We start from the raw sequence: 17,681 nt of genomic DNA, 5'->3' as shown, positions 1-17,681 counted from the left end.
GTAGCTATGGGGAAAAAAGTTTTATTTGTCGCATCAGAATGCAGCCCGTTTGTCAAAACTGGAGGATTAGCAGATGTAGTCGGTTCATTACCACAAGTATTAAACAAAAATGAAAATACTGATGTGAGGGTAATCCTTCCTCTCTATGAAGAAATAATTACAAAATGGCAAGGTTACTTGGAATGGGTAACATCGATTCACGTAAATGTAGGATGGCGCAGTCAAGAAGCGAATATTTATGAATTAAATCATAACGGCGTACATTATTATTTCATTGAAAATGATTATTATTTCACTCGAAAAGGAGTCTACGGCTATTATGATGATGGTGAACGATTCGTCTTTTTCTGTCAGGCTGTGATTGAATCATTATCTGTGCTGGACTTTAAGCCTGACATCCTTCATGGACACGACTGGCAAGCAGGTCTGGCAGTCGCTTTTGCGAAAATAGTAGAACCTGTTGAAAACATGAAAACTGTTTTCACCATCCATAATATAAAGTATCAGGGGATTATTCCCAAAGACGGATTTGACGAGTTGTTCAATATACCACCTGAACACATCGGAGGACTTGAATGGAATGGTCTGCTTAATTGTATGAAAAGCGGTATTTTTCATGCCGATAAAATTACAACAGTAAGTCCTACCTATGCAGAAGAAATTAAAACAATCTATTACGGTGAAGGATTACACTCACTTTTTGCAGATCGTCAGAATGATTTAGTTGGGATAATCAATGGTGTCGATGTAGACGACTATAACCCAAAGACCGACCCGCACATTCATGCAAACTACATCTATTCAAGAGCTAAGAAAAAGGAAAATAAAGAGAACCTGCAAAAGAAATTAGGCTTACCAATAGATGCTGAAAAACCTTTGTATGTGATGATTACTCGTTTGGTAGAACAGAAAGGGCTTCATTTGGTTCAAACTATTCTGGATGAGTTTTTGCAGAAGGATGTTCAATTCATCGTGTTGGGTACAGGAGACTTTGAATTTGAGAACTTTTGCTACCATGCTGCCGAACGAAACAAGGATAAGCTCGTTTCCTATCTAGGTTTCGATGAGGCACTCGCAAGGCAACTGTATGCGGCAGGTGATTTCTTTGTAATGCCATCACAATTTGAACCATGTGGACTGTCACAATTAATAGCTCTTCAGTACAAGACAGTTCCAATTGTCAGAGAAACAGGAGGACTAAAAGATACGGTCACCCCTTTCAATGAAGTAGACGGGACTGGCAATGGCTTCAGTTTTGAAAACTATAATGCACACGAATTTTTAAACGCTTTAACATATTCTTTTGAAATTTATCATGATCCAGATAAGTGGTCCACACTATTGAAAAATGTTAACAAGAGTAACTTCAGTTGGAAAGAATCTGCCAATGCATACACAGGCCTATATGAATCACTACTTGAAACTGTTGTTAATAAAGGCCAAGCGTAGGTAAAGAACTAACGAAAAGAGTGGATATACATTGACGAAATGGACCGTTGATACATTTGTTAAAGCGATAAGTCTTAAAATAGAAACAGAGTACGATAGGAAAGTAGAAAATGCTTCGATTAGTGATATATTTTATGTGGTCAGCTCGATAGTCAACCAAGAGATTAAAGGCAGTTGGTATAACACAAACGAAAACTACCAGGAAAAGCAACCAAAACAAATCTATTATTTATCCATGGAATTTCTGATTGGCAGCTTACTGAAAAGTAACCTGTTAAATAGCGGCATGGCAGAAATATGCGATCGATCCTTGATTCAGCTTGGATTTGATCCAGCTGAAGTGTATAAAGAAGAACATGACCCTGGACTTGGAAATGGTGGTTTAGGAAGATTAGCAGCCTGCTTTCTCGATTCAATGGCATCCCTTCATTATCCTGGCCATGGTTATGGAATACGCTACCGCTACGGAATGTTTGAGCAGCGGTTCATTAATGGCTATCAGACGGAACTTCCTGATTATTGGTTAAAAAACCCTTATCCCTGGGAATCCAGAAAAGAAAACGAAACAGTCCAAGTTCAGTTTGGTGGATCAGTTAATATGATCAAACGAAAAAATGGTACCCTTGAGTGTAAGTATGAAAACACGAATTTGGTAAATGCTGTCCCTTACGATGTTCCAATTGTCGGCTATGATAATCAGGTAATAAATACGCTTCGTTTGTGGAGCGCGGAACCTGTTTCAATCAGTGAACTATCTAACTGTGATGATTCTAACTATTATAAGGACCTGGAGCATAACTACTTAATCGAACAAATTTCGGGAATTCTTTATCCAGACGATTCGAGCGAAGATGGGAAAAGGCTCCGAATTAAACAACAGTACTTTCTCGTTGCTTCAAGCCTTAAAAACATAGTCAATAACTATAAAAAAAATATGCACAAGTCACTAAAATACTTACCTGAAAAGGTTGTTATTCAAATAAATGATACGCATCCAAGTCTGGCAATTCCTGAATTGATGCGGATGTTAATGGATGACGAAGGTTTTGGATGGGATAACGCATGGAATATCACAACAAAGGTTTTTGCATATACCAACCATACGATTATGAGTGAAGCGCTTGAAAAGTGGCCTGTAGATATGATTCAGTCTCTTGTCCCCCGTCTTTATATGATTATTGAGGAAATCAATGAACGTTTTTGTCAGGGGATCTGGTTTGATCAACCTGAGCTCCGCGGGAAAATACCTGAGATGGCTGTGATTGCTGACGACCAAATCCACATGGCAAGGCTTGCAATTATCGGCAGCTTCAGTGTTAATGGAGTTGCTAAGCTACACACTGAAATCTTAAAAACACAGGAAATGCAGAACTTTTACACATTGTACCCAAATCGATTTAACAACAAAACAAATGGAATCACCCATAGACGCTGGCTGCTAATGGCTAACCCTCGTTTAGCAAGTTTAATTTCTGAAACAATTGGACCCAGTTGGATAAAACGACCGAGAGAATTGACGCACTTATTGCGCTACGCTACAGATCGTCCATTATTGGAAAAACTTGGAAATATAAAACTAGAAAACAAGCGTGATTTGGCTGCATACATCCACAAATCAACTGGTATTATCGTCGATGATCAATCAATTTTTGACGTACAGATTAAACGGCTCCATGAATACAAACGCCAATTACTTAATATCTTCCATGTCATCTATTTGTACAATGAGTTAAAGGAAAATCCACAGCTTGAAATTACGCCAAGAACGTTTATATTTGGAGCAAAAGCCGCGCCCAGCTACTATTTTGCGAAGGAAGTTATTAAGTTAATCAATACCGTTGCATCAATTGTCAATTATGACACTGATATAAAAGATAAATTAAAAGTTGTATTTCTGGAAAACTACAATGTCAGTCTAGCAGAAAAAATAATACCAGCGGCAGACTTGAGTGAGCAGATATCAACTGCAGGGAAAGAAGCATCTGGAACGGGAAACATGAAAATGATGATGAACGGTGCATTGACAATCGGAACGCTCGACGGGGCAAATATTGAAATTAAGAATTTGGTGGGTGATCCGAATATCTTTATATTTGGACTGCGAGCTGAAGAAGTTTTTGATTTCTACCAAAATGGCGCATATACTGCAAACGAGGTCTATCAAAACGATGAGAGAATAAGGCAGATTCTGCATCAGTTAAGGGATGGAATAACCGGGACGCAAAATATGGAATTTAAGGACATCTATTACCATATCCTTTCTACCAACGACCCTTATTTTATTCTAAAAGATTTTGATGGATATGTAGAAACACAACAGCTAGTTGATCAAGCATATCGCCACAGCAACAAGTGGCTGTCAAAAAGCCTGATCAACATTGCACATTCCGGAAAATTCTCAAGCGACCGAACCATACAGGAATACGTAACAGGAATCTGGAAAATAGAAAAACAATAAACCAAAAATAAGGTGGTGCCAGGCACCACCTTATTTTTGGTTACCTGCTTACTTTTCCCCTTGGTTACTAACTCCCCCATCTTCTGGCACAGTTCTACAATATGTCCCAAGTTTTTTGTGACTTAAGTAATATGGACTCCTATCCTAATTAAACATACAGTTGAGACAGTTAGTGTAAGCGTTATCAAAAACTAGAGATTGGAGGAGAAAAGTGTATGTATAAAAAGTTGCTGTTTGCTTCTTTTTCTATTGCTACTACATTGTCATTGCTAGTAATTGCCGTACTCCCAGTGAGTGCAAACCCTTCACCTACGATTGAAAAACATGTAAAAAAGAAGTCGCATGAACGACCCCATCCGATTTTTTCCTGGGGTTTACCGGGGCCAACATCTTCTATCCTGCATCCTGGATCAGCACAAGGTGCGGGTATGAGACAAGCACCTCTGGATGAGATATCTTCAATAATGGAATCAATGATCAACGAAGATGTTATGCCAGGTGCGGTAACATTCGTGGCCAAACGTGGTCATATCGTTCAACACGAAGCATATGGTCATGCATTTCTCTATGAAGATGGTGAAAGTAATCCAGTAAGTGATCCAATTGCTATGCAAAAAGATACCATTTTTGATCTTGCATCACTTAGTAAGATTTTCACTACTACTGCTGCAATGAAACTTTATGAACTAGGCTATTTTGAGCTAGAAGATCCAGTCTCGGATTACATTCCCGAATTTGCCCAAAACGGCAAACAAGATGTAACTATCAAACAGTTAATGACCCACACTTCCGGATTCCGTGCTTGGATCCCTCTTTATACGGTCGGAGAAAGTCGTGAAGATCGGATGGACTATGTTTTTGAATACCCGTTAGACACCCCTCCAGGAACAACATATACCTATAGTGATTTAAACATGATTACTTTAGGTGCATTAATCGAACGTATATCTGGAAAGCGTCTAGATGTATTCGTAAATGATAACCTTCTAGTACCACTCAACATGTCAGACACTATGTATAACCCACCAAAATCGCTAAAGAACCGGATCGCTGCAACTGAATATCAACCATGGACTAACAGAGGCCTTGTATGGGGTAATGTACATGACGAGAATGCATGGTCTTTATCAGGCGTTTCCGGGCATGCAGGTGTTTTTTCAACTGCTGATGATTTAGCTACTCTAGCACATATGTTTATCAATGATGGCAAATACAAGGGCAAACAGATTCTGCAACCCGAGACCATTCAACTATTAGTAGAAAATCAACTCCCGCAATTTCCAGGTGATGAGCATGGGCTTGGCTGGGAACTTTCACAGGGCTGGTATATGGACGCGCTAACCGTGGCCTCGACAATAGGTCACACTGGTTACACCGGTACATCTATTGCCATCAATTTAAATAACGATACGATAGCAATTTTGCTCACAAACCGCGTACATCCGACACGTGAGACAGTTTCTACAAATCCTGCCAGGCGTCAATTTTCAAGGCAGGTTGCAGATGCTATTCCAGTTTCCATTCCAAAAGGACAAGATGCATGGTTTTCAGGTTATGGGGACAAGCTAAATAGTTCTCTTACAGCAAAAGTAACTATTGAATCGGAGGCTAAACTTACTTTTGACACATGGTACAGAATTGAACAAGGCTATGATCAAGGTTTTATCGAAGTTTCTGAGGATGGTCTGAACTGGGCTCTCGCTGCACCCTCATTAACAGGTAGTAGCATTGATTGGCAGTCAAAAGAAGTCTTACTCCCTAAAGACACTGAATATATACGATTTAACTACCAAACGGATTCTTCAACAAACGGACGTGGATGGTATATAACCAATGCTTCTATAAAAGAGAATAATGGAAACCAAGCATTACCTCAATTCAATATGACAGACCAATGGGAAAAACGTAACTACTAAAATGGAGGGATATGAATGAGAGTTTCGAAACGCATACCTTTAGTTATAATCGTCATTCTTACAATGTTGGGCAGTCAAATTACTTTCTCTTCTACTTACATTTATGCGGCGGAGGAGAATGACCAGGTGAAAGATCTGATTTTGTATCAGAATGTACCAGAGGTCAACTCAATAATAGAGGATAATAAGCTTGCTTTACAGGCCTTAAACATATACGAAGATGGGCATTTCACCAAAACATCTACAAATTTAAAATGGGAATCAACCAATAAAAACGTGGCCACAGTAGATAAAAACGGTATTGTTACATTTACTGGTCAAAATGGGCGCTCCTTTATCAGCGTTTCAAACGAGAATTTTAGTGATCGAATTGCTGTAGATTTTAAGGTCGATAATTCAAATGAAAAAGGAAAACCGATGTCAAGCGGCAAAGTCGTTAAACAGGAAAATGAAAAGTACGACATCATACTAAACGCTATTAAGAGTATGACAATGAAAGAAAAAATCGGTCAACTGTTAATGCCGGATTTCAGAAATTGGGATGGCGAAAACGTAACCGAAATGTTGCCCGAGATTGAACAACTGGTAAAAGAATATCACCTTGGCGGCGTTATTCTTTTTAGAGAAAATGTTGTAACAACTGAACAAACAGCAAAGCTAGTTTCTGCATATCAGGAAGCAACTGAAAAGTATGGTCTGTTAATGACAATCGACCAGGAAGGTGGAATCGTTACACGCCTCCAATCTGGAACGGACATGCCAGGAAATATGGCACTTGGCGCAACAAGGTCATCAGAGCTTGCAGGCGAGGTCGGACAGGCAATCGGTGAAGAGCTGAAGGCACTGGGTATAAATATGAACCTTGCACCTGTTCTTGATGTCAACAACAATCCAGACAATCCAGTAATTGGTGTCCGTTCTTTTGGTGAATCCTCTGAGCTTGTTGCTGATTTAGGAATTGCTTATACGAAAGGGTTGCAAAGTACTGGAGTAGCAGCAACTGCTAAGCATTTTCCAGGTCATGGAGATACTGCAGTAGACTCACATCTTGGATTACCAGAAGTACCTTACGATTTAGAGCGGTTGAAAAAAGTGGAACTATATCCATTTCAAAAAGCTATGGATGCTGGAATAGACGCCGTTATGACTGCACATGTAACTTTTCCTAAAATAGATGATACAAAGGTTATTTCAAAAAAGGACGGCACTGAAATATCATTGCCAGCAACTCTTTCCCATAAAGTGCTCACAGGGCTAATGCGTGATTATATGGGGTTTGAAGGTGTAATAATTACAGACGCATTAAATATGGGAGCCATCCAAGATCACTTTGGCGCTGTTGATGCTGCAATCCGTTCGGTAAAAGCCGGATCAGATATCGTGTTGATGCCTGTAGGATTAAAAGATGTTGCAGATGGTTTATATAATGCAGTTGAATCTGGCGAAATTACCGAGGAGCGCATTGAGGCATCTGTCAAACGAATTTTAACCTTAAAGGTAAATCGTGGCATTATAAAAGAAGAAAATCCGACACCTATCAACGAGGTAATAGCACATGCAAAAGAAGTTGTTGGATCTGAAGCACATAAACAGGTTGAGAAAAAAGTGGCTGAACAGTCAATCACACTTGTTAAAAATGAAAATACATTGCCTCTAGCATTAAATGATGATCAAAAGATTGTGGTAGTTGGTAATTCCTTTGTTTCTTCCTTATATGAGGCAATTAGTCAATTTCATGCAAATACAGAGGTAATTAGAACAGGAGGCCCACTTTCAGAAAGTCAGCTAAGCATCGTACAGGAAGCTGATTCGGTTATTGTCGGATCCTACACATATAATGTGAGCGGCAGATCCATTGATAGCTCACAGATGCAGATGGTTAACCAAGTTATAAAAAATGCAAATGCACCAGTAATTGGAGTGGGTATTCGAAATCCATACGACATAATGGCATACACAACAGTCGATTCATACCTTGCACAATATGGATTTAGAGAGGCAAGCTTTAATGCAACCGCTGCTACAATTTTTGGGGAAAATACTCCAACTGGATTACTACCTGTCACCATACCAGATTTAAACGATGACGTACTATATAACTTTGGCCACGGGTTGTCATACTAATCTTTAAATAGGAGGAGAATTTATCGTGAAAAAATTATCTTTGGTAGTATTAGTAGCTATATTGGTACTGACGTCAATGTCAGGGGTTTCTGCAGATAATGGGAAGCACAAGGGACAGCTTAAAAAGTTTCAATTAGGAGTTGAAGTTTTACTAGATGAACAAAAAAATTTACTCGAAGGAAAGCGCGTAGGATTAATCACGAACCCTACAGGAGTAGACCAAGAGTTAACTAGTATTGTGGACCTGTTTCACAATGACCCGGATATTAACTTAACCGCATTGTACGGTCCAGAACACGGTGTCCGTGGCAGTGCACAAGCTGGAGATTATGTAGATTACTATATTGATGAAAATACCGGTCTACCTGTCTACAGTTTGTATGGACAAACTCGTAAACCTACACCTGAAATGCTAGAAAACGTTGATGTGCTAGTATTTGATATTCAAGACGTTGGAACGAGATTTTACACGTATATTTACACCATGGCATATGCAATGGAAGCTGCACAGGAAAACGACATACCGTTTATCGTGTTAGACCGACCTAACCCTTTAAGTGGAGCTAAAGTCGAAGGACCAGTACTAGACTCAAAATATGCATCATTTATTGGTAAATATCCAATTCCACTTAGACATGGTATGACCGTCGGAGAATTGGCAAAGTTATTTAATACTGAATTTAATATCGGTGCAGATTTAACAGTTGTAGAAATGAGCGAATGGAAACGTGACATGTATTATGATGAAACACCACTCGAGTTCGTTATGCCATCTCCAAACATGCCAACACTTGACACGGCAATGGTATATCCGGGAGCCGCATTAATTGAAGGTACAAATATTTCAGAAGGTCGTGGGACAACGAGACCATTTGAACTAATTGGGGCACCGTTTATTAATAGCACTGAACTTGCTACGACATTAAGTGAGTTGGATTTACCTGGAGTCTTATTCCGTGCAGCTTCATTTACACCGGCATTTTCAAAGCATCGCGGGACATTAAGTCACGGTATACAAATACATGTGACAGATAAAAATGCATATCTGCCTATCGAAACGGGTCTTCACATTGTTAAAGCTATTCACGATTTATACCCTGAAGACTTTGCATTTCGACCAGAAAATAGTTCAGGTATATCCTTTTTTGATAATTTAATCGGAAATAGTTGGGTTCGTGAAGCAATTAAAAACGGTGAATCTGTAGAATCCATGAAAGTACAATGGCAGAAAGATTTAAACAAGTTTAAAGAAATTAGAGAAAAGTATTTACTATATAAGAAATAAAAAAGCTTAAAAACCTTGACTCTATCATTGAGTCAAGGTTTTCTTTTTTTACTAGTTTATATAGTACAAGAAGGTAAGATGGATCATGTTATCCTTTTAACGCGCCTTCCATCATCCCTTTTACAATCCAGCGCTGGAAGATAGCATAGATGATCATAACAGGTATAATCGCAATAGACAGGCCTGCGAACAATGCACCCCAGGCATTCGTGTACTGGGCTTCCCTGTTCATTAGATCCATTGCTAAACCTAGCGTGTAATTTCCATCGGTCTGAAGGAAAATTAATGCCATGAAATACTCATTCCAGAAGGTAACAGCATTCATAATTGATACCGTAATAATTCCGGTGGTTAATAATGGCGTAACCACTTTTAGTAGAATTCCATACTGTGACATGCCATCAATTGCAGCAGCCTCTTCTAGTTCTCTAGGTATACTGCTCATGAAGCTTGTCATTATAAATATACTAAATGGAATTTGTGTTACCGCGTAAACAAGTGCAAGTGCCCATATATTATCCAGCATATTAAACTTTAACAAAAGGAAAAACAATGGAATCCAACCTAGCACCATTGGAATCATCATTGCAGACAAATACGTATTAAATAATACCTTGCTAAACTTGAATCTGATTCGTTCTATTGCATAGGAAGTAGGTATAGCAAATACTAGACATAACGCAGTACCTAAAACCGTAACAAATAAACTGTTTAGAAAACTCGATCCAATGTTATAATCCGTCCAGGCGGTAACAAAATTACTAAAGTTGAACGTTTCTGGTAACGCCCATGGTGACGCGAATATTTCCCCATTGGACTTAAATGCCCCCATGAACATCCATAATATCGGGTACAGTACAACTAACGACCATATAATTAACGGAATTCGAATAATGCTCTTCATTAATAAGCGACTAATTTTATGTGTCATGCTTTCCCCCCTAGTATTCAACCTTATCTCTTTTCAGCAGGAATTGTAATACCAATACAGTAGCCAATGATAAGATTAAAATCATTACACCGATCGTTGCTCCATAACCGAAGTTATACTCAGTAAATGCTTCCTGGTATAGGTATGACCCCATAACCTGTGTAGCATTATTTGGACCACCCCTAGTCATTACTTGCACAATGATGAAAGAACCATTTAGAGTTGTAATAACAATATATAAGATCGATGTCTTAATTTGTGGCCAAACTAGTGGAACGGTTATACGCCAGAATTGTTGCCAGTTGCTTGCACCATCTATATCCGCCGCTTCATACATACTCTTTGGTACGTTGGCGATACCACCCATTAGCAAGAGCATAAATAAGCCAATCCCGGCCCAGACGGATGGCAGAACAAGTGCTGGTAATGCCCATTGCAAATCACCTAGCCATGGTCTCGTCCAACTTTCCAAACCTATAGCCCTTAAACCGGAATTTATTAACCCTAAGTCAGGATTAAAAATAAATGTCCATAAAATACCAATAACCACTACCGACATAATATTGGGGAAAAAGAAAACAATGCGGTAAAAAGGAGATTCTTTGAGCCTGAGCTGTGTAAGTGCTACTGCAAAATAAGTAGCTAAAATCATTATTCCGAAAACCTTAGCAATAACTAAAAAGTAATCATGCCAAATCGCTTTTGGGATAATTGGGTCATTAAAAAGTGCCATATAGTTTTCTAATCCGATAAATTCTTTTGCTCCACCAGCACCAGACCATTCAAAAAAAGATAAATAAAGACCATTAATTAAAGGGTATATAGTAAAAATTCCGAACACCAACAAAGTAGGCAGCAAACAAAATAAAAGAAACATAACTTTTTTACTTTTGGACTGAACCATCCAATCCCTCTTTTCTATACAAAGTTGTAATCATCCAGTCTCTAACAAACTAATAGAAAAAATGCAAAGGCAGGAACAGAACCTGCCTTTACATCCCTAATCTAACTAAAGCAATTATTCCCGATAATCTGCAGCAGCAGCTTCCGCTTTCTCCGTGAATTCTTTAGCGTCAATATCACCTAGCATTAGTGCAACTAAAGCATCACTGATTGGCGTCTCAAGATCTGCACTCATTGGATGAGGCTTGTGGTGAATAGCTACTTGCTCCGGATCATTAATCATTTTGTTAGCATCCTTCAAATAGGCAGGAACATTTTCGTTACTGTCAATGTCTACACCTTTCATATTCATCAAAGCTCCTGTTAACTCTGCAAATTTAGCTGCATATTCCTTTTGATAAGCAAACTCTACAAAAGCTTTTGCTGCTTCAGGATTATTAGCATCCTTTGCAATTGCTAGAGGACGTAAATCCGGAACTACTAACATTGGCTCTCCCGCTTCATTCATTGGAGAAGGAATGAAACCAAATTCAAAGTCTTCTGGTACATCCTTTGCCATCTCGTTCGGCAACCAGAAACCTACAGGAATGTATGCGCTCTTACCGAGTATAAAGTTCATTTGGGATTGTGTATGGTTAAGTGCTGCAAAGCCAGGATCGATATAACCCGCTTCTTGCATTTTCTGAACTTTTTTCATAACCTCTAACACCGGCTCACTAGTCCATGCACCCTCTTCACCGGTAATGACAGATGTTAATAATTCATCCCCACCTGCTGCACCAAATGCAGGGTACAGTACCCCTCTTAAGAAGTAATAAGGATACTGGCCTGTAGTTGTAAATGGTGTAATACCTTCTTTATCCTGAATTTCTCCCATTGACGTCATCCAGCTGTCAAAGTCAGAAGGTATTTCATAGCCACCTTCTTCAAACATCTTTTTATCGTACCAAGTTCCCCATGTATCGAAAACAAGTGGTAAACTGAATATTTTTCCATCATAATCACTTGGAGGCACAATAAAGCTATCCATTAAAGGTGTACCATCTTCAAGTTTAATTGTTTCAACCCAATCAGTAAGATCCATTAATTGTCCATCTTCCACCATTTGTGTTTCACTAGAACCTGCACCATCAATGTATACGACATCAGGTGGACTTCCTGATATCCAACGTGTTTTCATTTCCTCGTTGATATTCGGTCCCGCGTGTTCGGTAACTTCTACATCAGGATACTTTTCTTTATAGCCTGCGATTACATCTTTCCACCAGGCGTCACCGTAACCTCCAACAAAGTACTGAATTTCGAGCTTTCCAGAAATTTCCCCATCACTCTTTTTCTTATCAGCCTCACCACCTGTTTCCTCTTTGTCACTGCATCCTACTACTAGAGCCAGCATAAAAATAGCCAATAATGTTAACAAAAACTGTTTCTTAAATAGTTTTTTCAAGCAATTCTCCCCCTCGTTTTTTAAAAATTATATAAAACACATCAACAGTTGCAAAAAACTATCAATGTCAGTTCTAATGTTTTCAGATTGAATATTTCACATTATCAATTGCCTTTCTTACATACCCTTTACTTTGTCTGATAGCATCCTTTGCCTCATTAAAAGACACGTTCCCCTCGATCATAACGATAGCAGGTTTAACTTCATTGTTTGTTAACGTCAGCACTTTTTCAGCTTCCTCATAGCTAACATCCGTTATTTCCGTTAGTGTGTGTTTAGCTCTTTCCAACAATTTATAATTACTTGCATGAACATCCACCATTAGGTTCTCATAGACTTTCCCAAGTTTCACCATAGTGGTTGTACTGATCATGTTTAGAACCATTTTATGAGCTGTAGCCGCTTTCATTCTAGTAGAACCTGTCAATACTTCTGGCCCAACCACTACCTCTATTGCACAATCAGCATACTGACTAATTAACGAATTGTCATTACATGATAGCCCTACAGTAAAAGCCCCGATCTCTCGAGCTAACTTCAATGCACCAATTGGATATGGTGTTCGTCCACTTGCGGTAATTCCAATTACTGCATCGTTCTCAGTAAGGTTCCTTTCTTTTAAATCTGCTTCACCCTGAAGCTCATTATCCTCAGTTCCTTCAACAGCATCCACAAAAGCACTCATGCCACCAGCCATAACTGTCTGAACCATATCTTTTGAAGTCATAAAAGTAGGTGGGCATTCAGAGGCATCAATCACGCCTAATCGTCCACTCGTTCCTGCACCTACATAAAAGAGACGACCGCCTTTGGCTAACGCATTGTAAATATGTTCAACCGCTTCTTCAACTTTAGGTAAAACAGCTTCCACTGCAATTGCTACTTTTTTATCCTCTTGGTTAATTACACCTAAAATATCACTCGTTGACATTTGATCAAGTGCCATACTGTTTTCATTTCTTTGCTCTGTTGTTAAAGCAGATATTTTCATTGGCATAGTTATCTCCTCATCAGTTAGTAAGCGTTTACAAAAAATGTTATCTATTTAAAATTATCCTAATCTTTTGAAGTTGATTTAAGTATAGTCCGACTGATATTTTTTGTCAATCATTGATTGGCATTTTAGTAATAATATTTCAGTGTGTACAGACTGAGCTTGGGTCATTTTATTTATGTTTATTCACTAACTCCAGAATGTATTATACTTTTTTTGGTTTTGTTGGACTTCCTCTAAAAAAACGAATTGCATCCCTTGTTTCATCCAGATGTCTCACCGTTTCTTCATACTCTTCAGATGCCAGACACATAAATAGAATGTCAATTACGTGCAGCTGTGCAATCCGTGAAGATGTAGCGCCACTCCTGAAAGTAGCCTCTTTTGCTGCAGAAGTATGTAACTGAATATCAGAAAAATTTGTTACTGGGGTTTTTCCGTATTTAGTAATACTAATAGTCTGGACATTTTTATGTTTTGCCAACTCCAATAATTTAACTACATCTGAGGTCTTTCCGGAAAAGGATATCCCAACAACCACGTCATTTGGACCTTTGTTTGCAATAGATGTTGCAGCCATATGTACATCTGACAGCGCTTGCGCTTGTTTATCAATCCTCAAAAACTTTTGTTCAGCATCTTTTGCTGCAATATGTGACGCACCAAAACCTATAAATAATATAGACTTAGCACGGGATAAAGTCGTAACGGCATTTTTAAGATCCTCAACTTTTAATATATCTGCTGTTTCTTTTAGCGTCTGCATTGTGTTTGAAGTAACTTTTTCTATTATATCTTTGTAAGATTCATTTGGCTGAATATCACGATAGCCTTTAATTTCCTGGTCCTGTAAATCACCTGTCACGCGAATTTTTAATTCCTGAAATCCTTTAAACCCTAATGATTTACATAACCGAATTACAGCTGCACTACTTGTTTTACTTCTTTCTCCAAGTGCTACTACGGTTAATAAAATTGATTCTTCTGGATGATCAAGTATATATTTTGCGATCTTTTTCTCTGATGGTGGTAGGCTGTTTACCATTTCATTTAATATGACTAATCCACCTTTAATATGTGACACTGGATCACCTACTCCCTTTATTTATTACGTGATAACTATCGCTAATTGTTTTTACTAACTCTCTATTTACTCTATGTCCCTTTGACAAATAAGCACCAATCAATGACCCACCAACTGGCGGGAAATCTGGTATTACAATACTGAAGAAACTGTTATAGCGTGTGAGTTCCTTGAGAATTAATGGCGGGAGTACGTTTTTGTTAGTAAAAACTCCTCCACAAAGAACTACTTTCACAGATTCTCCATTCTTTAAAAGCTTGTTATACAGCGTCAGTATACTTGTACTGATTTCCCCAACTGCATCTGTAACAATTTTTTGAGCTACAGCATCATTGTATTCGTATGCCTTCATAACAATTCGGCTGATTGGTGCTACCTCATGCTTAGGAAATGGTGATGTGTATATCTTAGAAACTAATTCATGCCCATCTTTAACTTTAAAACTGTCATAGAGCATTTCTTCTAAAATGGTCTCCTTACCCCGACCATCAAATGCTTTCAGTGCTGCAATAATACCCTGTTTTCCTAAATCATAACCACTGCCTTCATCACCAAATAAATAACCCCAACCTCCGACTCTATCGTGTTCCAAATTTTCATTTATTCCATATGTAATAGAACCCGTTCCCGCTATTTGCACTATACCAGGCTTCCCAAAGGTCCCTGAATAGAGAGCATTTATCGGATCTGGATATACCTCAATCGAAACACTTGCTGGCAGTAATTCAGTAAGAATGCGTTTGATTTCATTTTGATTCATTACCATGCCCGCACCCGAAATACCTGCAAACAAATGCGTGACATGGTTATATACATCATTGTCTAATTGTTGATTGAGATCATCTAGCAGTGTTTTAAATGTTTCTTGAAGAATAGTAGAGTTAATTACGTTTGGATTTGTCGAACCACCAACTGAACTAGCTAAAATAAACCCATTTTCATCAGCCACCAAACATTGTGTTTTTGTCCCTCCACCATCAATACCAATTATATAATCCATTCTTCTTCATTCCCTACATGCTATTTACTCCATATTAAACAACTCCATACCAATAAACAATTACTATTTTGAAATATTATATTATTAACTGATTTGTTTTTATAATTATGGTGCCAGGCACCACCTTATTTTTGGTTACCTGCTTACTTTTCACCTTGGTTACTATATCCCCCATCTTTTGACATAGTTCTACAATATGTCCCAAGTTTTTTGTGACTTAAGTAATATGGACTCGACAGTTGTTTGCACTTATACTTGGGTTAAGCAAAAATTAGTTACTGGGTGAATGGTTCCCTCCCCTAATCCATTCACCACAACAAATAATTTTTACCCTGAGCTCTGTTGAGTCGTCAGGGTCTTTTTTTACATTAATTCCTAATATAAAAAAGGATAGGTGATGTAATAACACATCACCCATCCCATTTTATATTTTTAGTTTAATTTATAAACCCTCGCCTCATATGGCTTTAATGTAAACTCATTCTGGTCCAAGTCATAATTACTTACACATAACTTTTTCGACTTACTTTTCAAGTTCTTCGGCAAGTCGAACTCCGCTTCTTTATTAAAGAGATTCGCTAAAACCAACATCGTTTCATCTTCCAGCGTTCTTGTATATGCATAAATGCTGTCATGGTTTTCTAGAATCAAATGATAACTTCCATATACAAGTACATCTTCTTTTTTTCTTAAATCAATAAGTTGCTTATAGTAATGATAAATAGAATCCGTATCTTTCATGGATTGCTCAACATTAATAGTGGTGTAGTTAGGATTTACTTTCAGCCAAGGCTTGCCTTTGGTAAACCCGGCATTTTCTCCGTTATTCCACTGCATAGGTGTTCTTGAGTTATCACGACCATTTTTCCAGATAACTTCCATAACTTCCTCATGTGTTTTGCCTTCATCTCTTTCATTTCGATACAGGTTCTTAATGGCAACATCATTATAATCATCAATGGAATCAAACTGGACATTGGTCATCCCAATTTCCTGTCCTTGATAAATGAATGGTGTACCCTGCATTAAAAAGTACATCGTTGCCAGGCACTTAGCTGACTTATTCCTTAACTCTTTATCATTTCCCCATGTTGAAACGGAACGAGGCTGATCGTGATTTTCGAGGAATAATGCATTCCAACCCCTACCTTCAAGGCCAATTTGCCATTTGGTAAGTGTTTTCTTTAGTGCATGAATATTCAGCCCACCAGTTGTGCCTTTCCCCCATAAATCAAGATGCTCAAATTGGAAAATCATATTAAATTTGCCGTTTTCTTCTCCAACCCATTCATCTGCTTGTTCTACAGTTACACCATTGGCTTCACCGACTGTCATGATATCGTATTTCGCAAACGTTTCCTGCTTTAATTCTTCTAGATAAACTTGAATTCCATCACGATTCATATGGCCCTTCATAGAAGGAACATACTTCTTCTTTTGTGGGTTTGGTAAATCTGGAAATCCCGGTATTTTTTTAATATGTGAAATAGCGTCGATACGAAATCCGTCAATTCCTTTGTCCAGCCACCAATTAATCATTTTATATAAATCTTTACGTACATTTTTGTTTTCCCAGTTCAAATCAGGTTGTTTTCGAGAAAAAACATGCATAAAATATTCCTTCGTTTTTTCATCATATTCCCAGGCAGAGTCACCAAAGATGGACTCCCAGTTGTTTGGTTCCTGATTACTTTCACCTTCATGCCATATATAATAATCCCGATAAGCATTGTCTTTTGAAGAACGTGATTCAATAAACCAAGGATGTTCATCTGATGTATGGTTTATGACCAAATCCATAATTAATTTCATCCCACGGCGGTGAACTTCCTGTAACAGCTGGTCAAAGTCAGCCATTGTTCCGAATTCATGCATTATCCCTGTGTAGTCACTTATATCATAGCCATTATCATCATTTGGCGATTGGTAAATGGGACAAATCCAGATAACATCAATCCCCAGCTGCTGTAAATAGTCCAGTTTGGCAATAATACCTTGAATATCACCAATCCCATCGCCATTTGAATCCATAAAACTACGCGGATAAATTTGATAGGCTATTGCTTCTTTCCACCATATTCTATTCATGA

12 protein-coding genes are annotated in these 17,681 nt (G+C 38.3%); 5 read left to right on the top strand and 7 right to left on the bottom strand.

Annotation, left to right across the window (positions count from 1 at the left end):
• Positions 1-6: 6 nt before the first annotated feature.
• The 5 genes from ACOI1D_RS02740 to ACOI1D_RS02720 all read left to right on the top strand — a co-directional run bounded on the left by ACOI1D_RS02740 (position 7) and on the right by ACOI1D_RS02720 (position 9,232).
• A complete protein-coding gene (locus ACOI1D_RS02740) occupies positions 7-1,449 on the top strand; it encodes a glycogen synthase (protein WP_422499047.1) in 1,443 nt (480 codons plus the stop codon).
• Between the two features lie 31 nt (positions 1,450-1,480).
• Entirely contained in the window at positions 1,481-3,907 is a 2,427-nt protein-coding gene (locus ACOI1D_RS02735) for a glycogen/starch/alpha-glucan phosphorylase (protein WP_422499045.1), read from the top strand.
• A 215-nt stretch (positions 3,908-4,122) separates the two neighbouring features.
• The gene (locus ACOI1D_RS02730) at positions 4,123-5,823 is read left to right on the top strand and encodes a serine hydrolase (RefSeq protein WP_422499043.1); all 1,701 of its coding nucleotides are present in this window, start codon (positions 4,123-4,125) and stop codon (positions 5,821-5,823) included.
• Positions 5,824-5,838: 15 nt separating this feature from the next.
• A complete protein-coding gene (locus tag ACOI1D_RS02725) occupies positions 5,839-7,947 on the top strand; it encodes a glycoside hydrolase family 3 N-terminal domain-containing protein (protein ID WP_422499042.1) in 2,109 nt (702 codons plus the stop codon).
• Positions 7,948-8,023: 76 nt separating this feature from the next.
• Positions 8,024-9,232, top strand: coding sequence for an exo-beta-N-acetylmuramidase NamZ family protein (locus ACOI1D_RS02720; RefSeq protein WP_422499152.1), 1,209 nt, complete (start codon positions 8,024-8,026; stop codon positions 9,230-9,232).
• A gap of 88 nt (positions 9,233-9,320) precedes the next feature.
• Here ACOI1D_RS02720 and ACOI1D_RS02715 read toward each other — a convergent pair whose 3' ends face one another.
• The 7 genes from ACOI1D_RS02715 to ACOI1D_RS02685 all read right to left on the bottom strand — a co-directional run bounded on the left by ACOI1D_RS02715 (position 9,321) and on the right by ACOI1D_RS02685 (position 17,679).
• Entirely contained in the window at positions 9,321-10,163 is an 843-nt protein-coding gene (locus tag ACOI1D_RS02715; protein WP_422499040.1) for a carbohydrate ABC transporter permease, read from the bottom strand.
• Positions 10,164-10,173: 10 nt separating this feature from the next.
• Positions 10,174-11,067, bottom strand: a complete 894-nt coding sequence (locus ACOI1D_RS02710) for a carbohydrate ABC transporter permease (RefSeq protein WP_422499039.1) — start codon at positions 11,065-11,067, stop codon at positions 10,174-10,176.
• Between the two features lie 114 nt (positions 11,068-11,181).
• Complete coding sequence (locus ACOI1D_RS02705) at positions 11,182-12,513, bottom strand: ABC transporter substrate-binding protein (protein WP_422499037.1); 1,332 nt, start codon at positions 12,511-12,513, stop codon at positions 11,182-11,184.
• Positions 12,514-12,595: 82 nt separating this feature from the next.
• The gene (gene murQ, locus ACOI1D_RS02700) at positions 12,596-13,504 is read right to left on the bottom strand and encodes an N-acetylmuramic acid 6-phosphate etherase (RefSeq protein WP_422499151.1); all 909 of its coding nucleotides are present in this window, start codon (positions 13,502-13,504) and stop codon (positions 12,596-12,598) included.
• Between the two features lie 208 nt (positions 13,505-13,712).
• A complete protein-coding gene (locus tag ACOI1D_RS02695) occupies positions 13,713-14,591 on the bottom strand; it encodes a MurR/RpiR family transcriptional regulator (protein WP_422499036.1) in 879 nt (292 codons plus the stop codon).
• Positions 14,592-14,595: 4 nt separating this feature from the next.
• On the bottom strand, positions 14,596-15,591 hold the full coding sequence (locus ACOI1D_RS02690) for an N-acetylglucosamine kinase (RefSeq protein ID WP_422499035.1): 996 nt from the start codon (positions 15,589-15,591) through the stop codon (positions 14,596-14,598).
• A 432-nt stretch (positions 15,592-16,023) separates the two neighbouring features.
• Entirely contained in the window at positions 16,024-17,679 is a 1,656-nt protein-coding gene (locus ACOI1D_RS02685) for a glycoside hydrolase family 13 protein (protein ID WP_422499034.1), read from the bottom strand.
• Positions 17,680-17,681 lie beyond the last annotated feature (2 nt).

The sequence above is a fragment of the Virgibacillus sp. DJP39 genome, from assembly GCF_049310925.1.
Taxonomy (GTDB): Bacteria; Bacillota; Bacilli; order Bacillales; family Amphibacillaceae; genus Virgibacillus_F.
The sequence above is the reverse complement of the archived record's forward strand: the minus strand, read 5'-3'. Positions and strand labels throughout refer to the sequence as shown.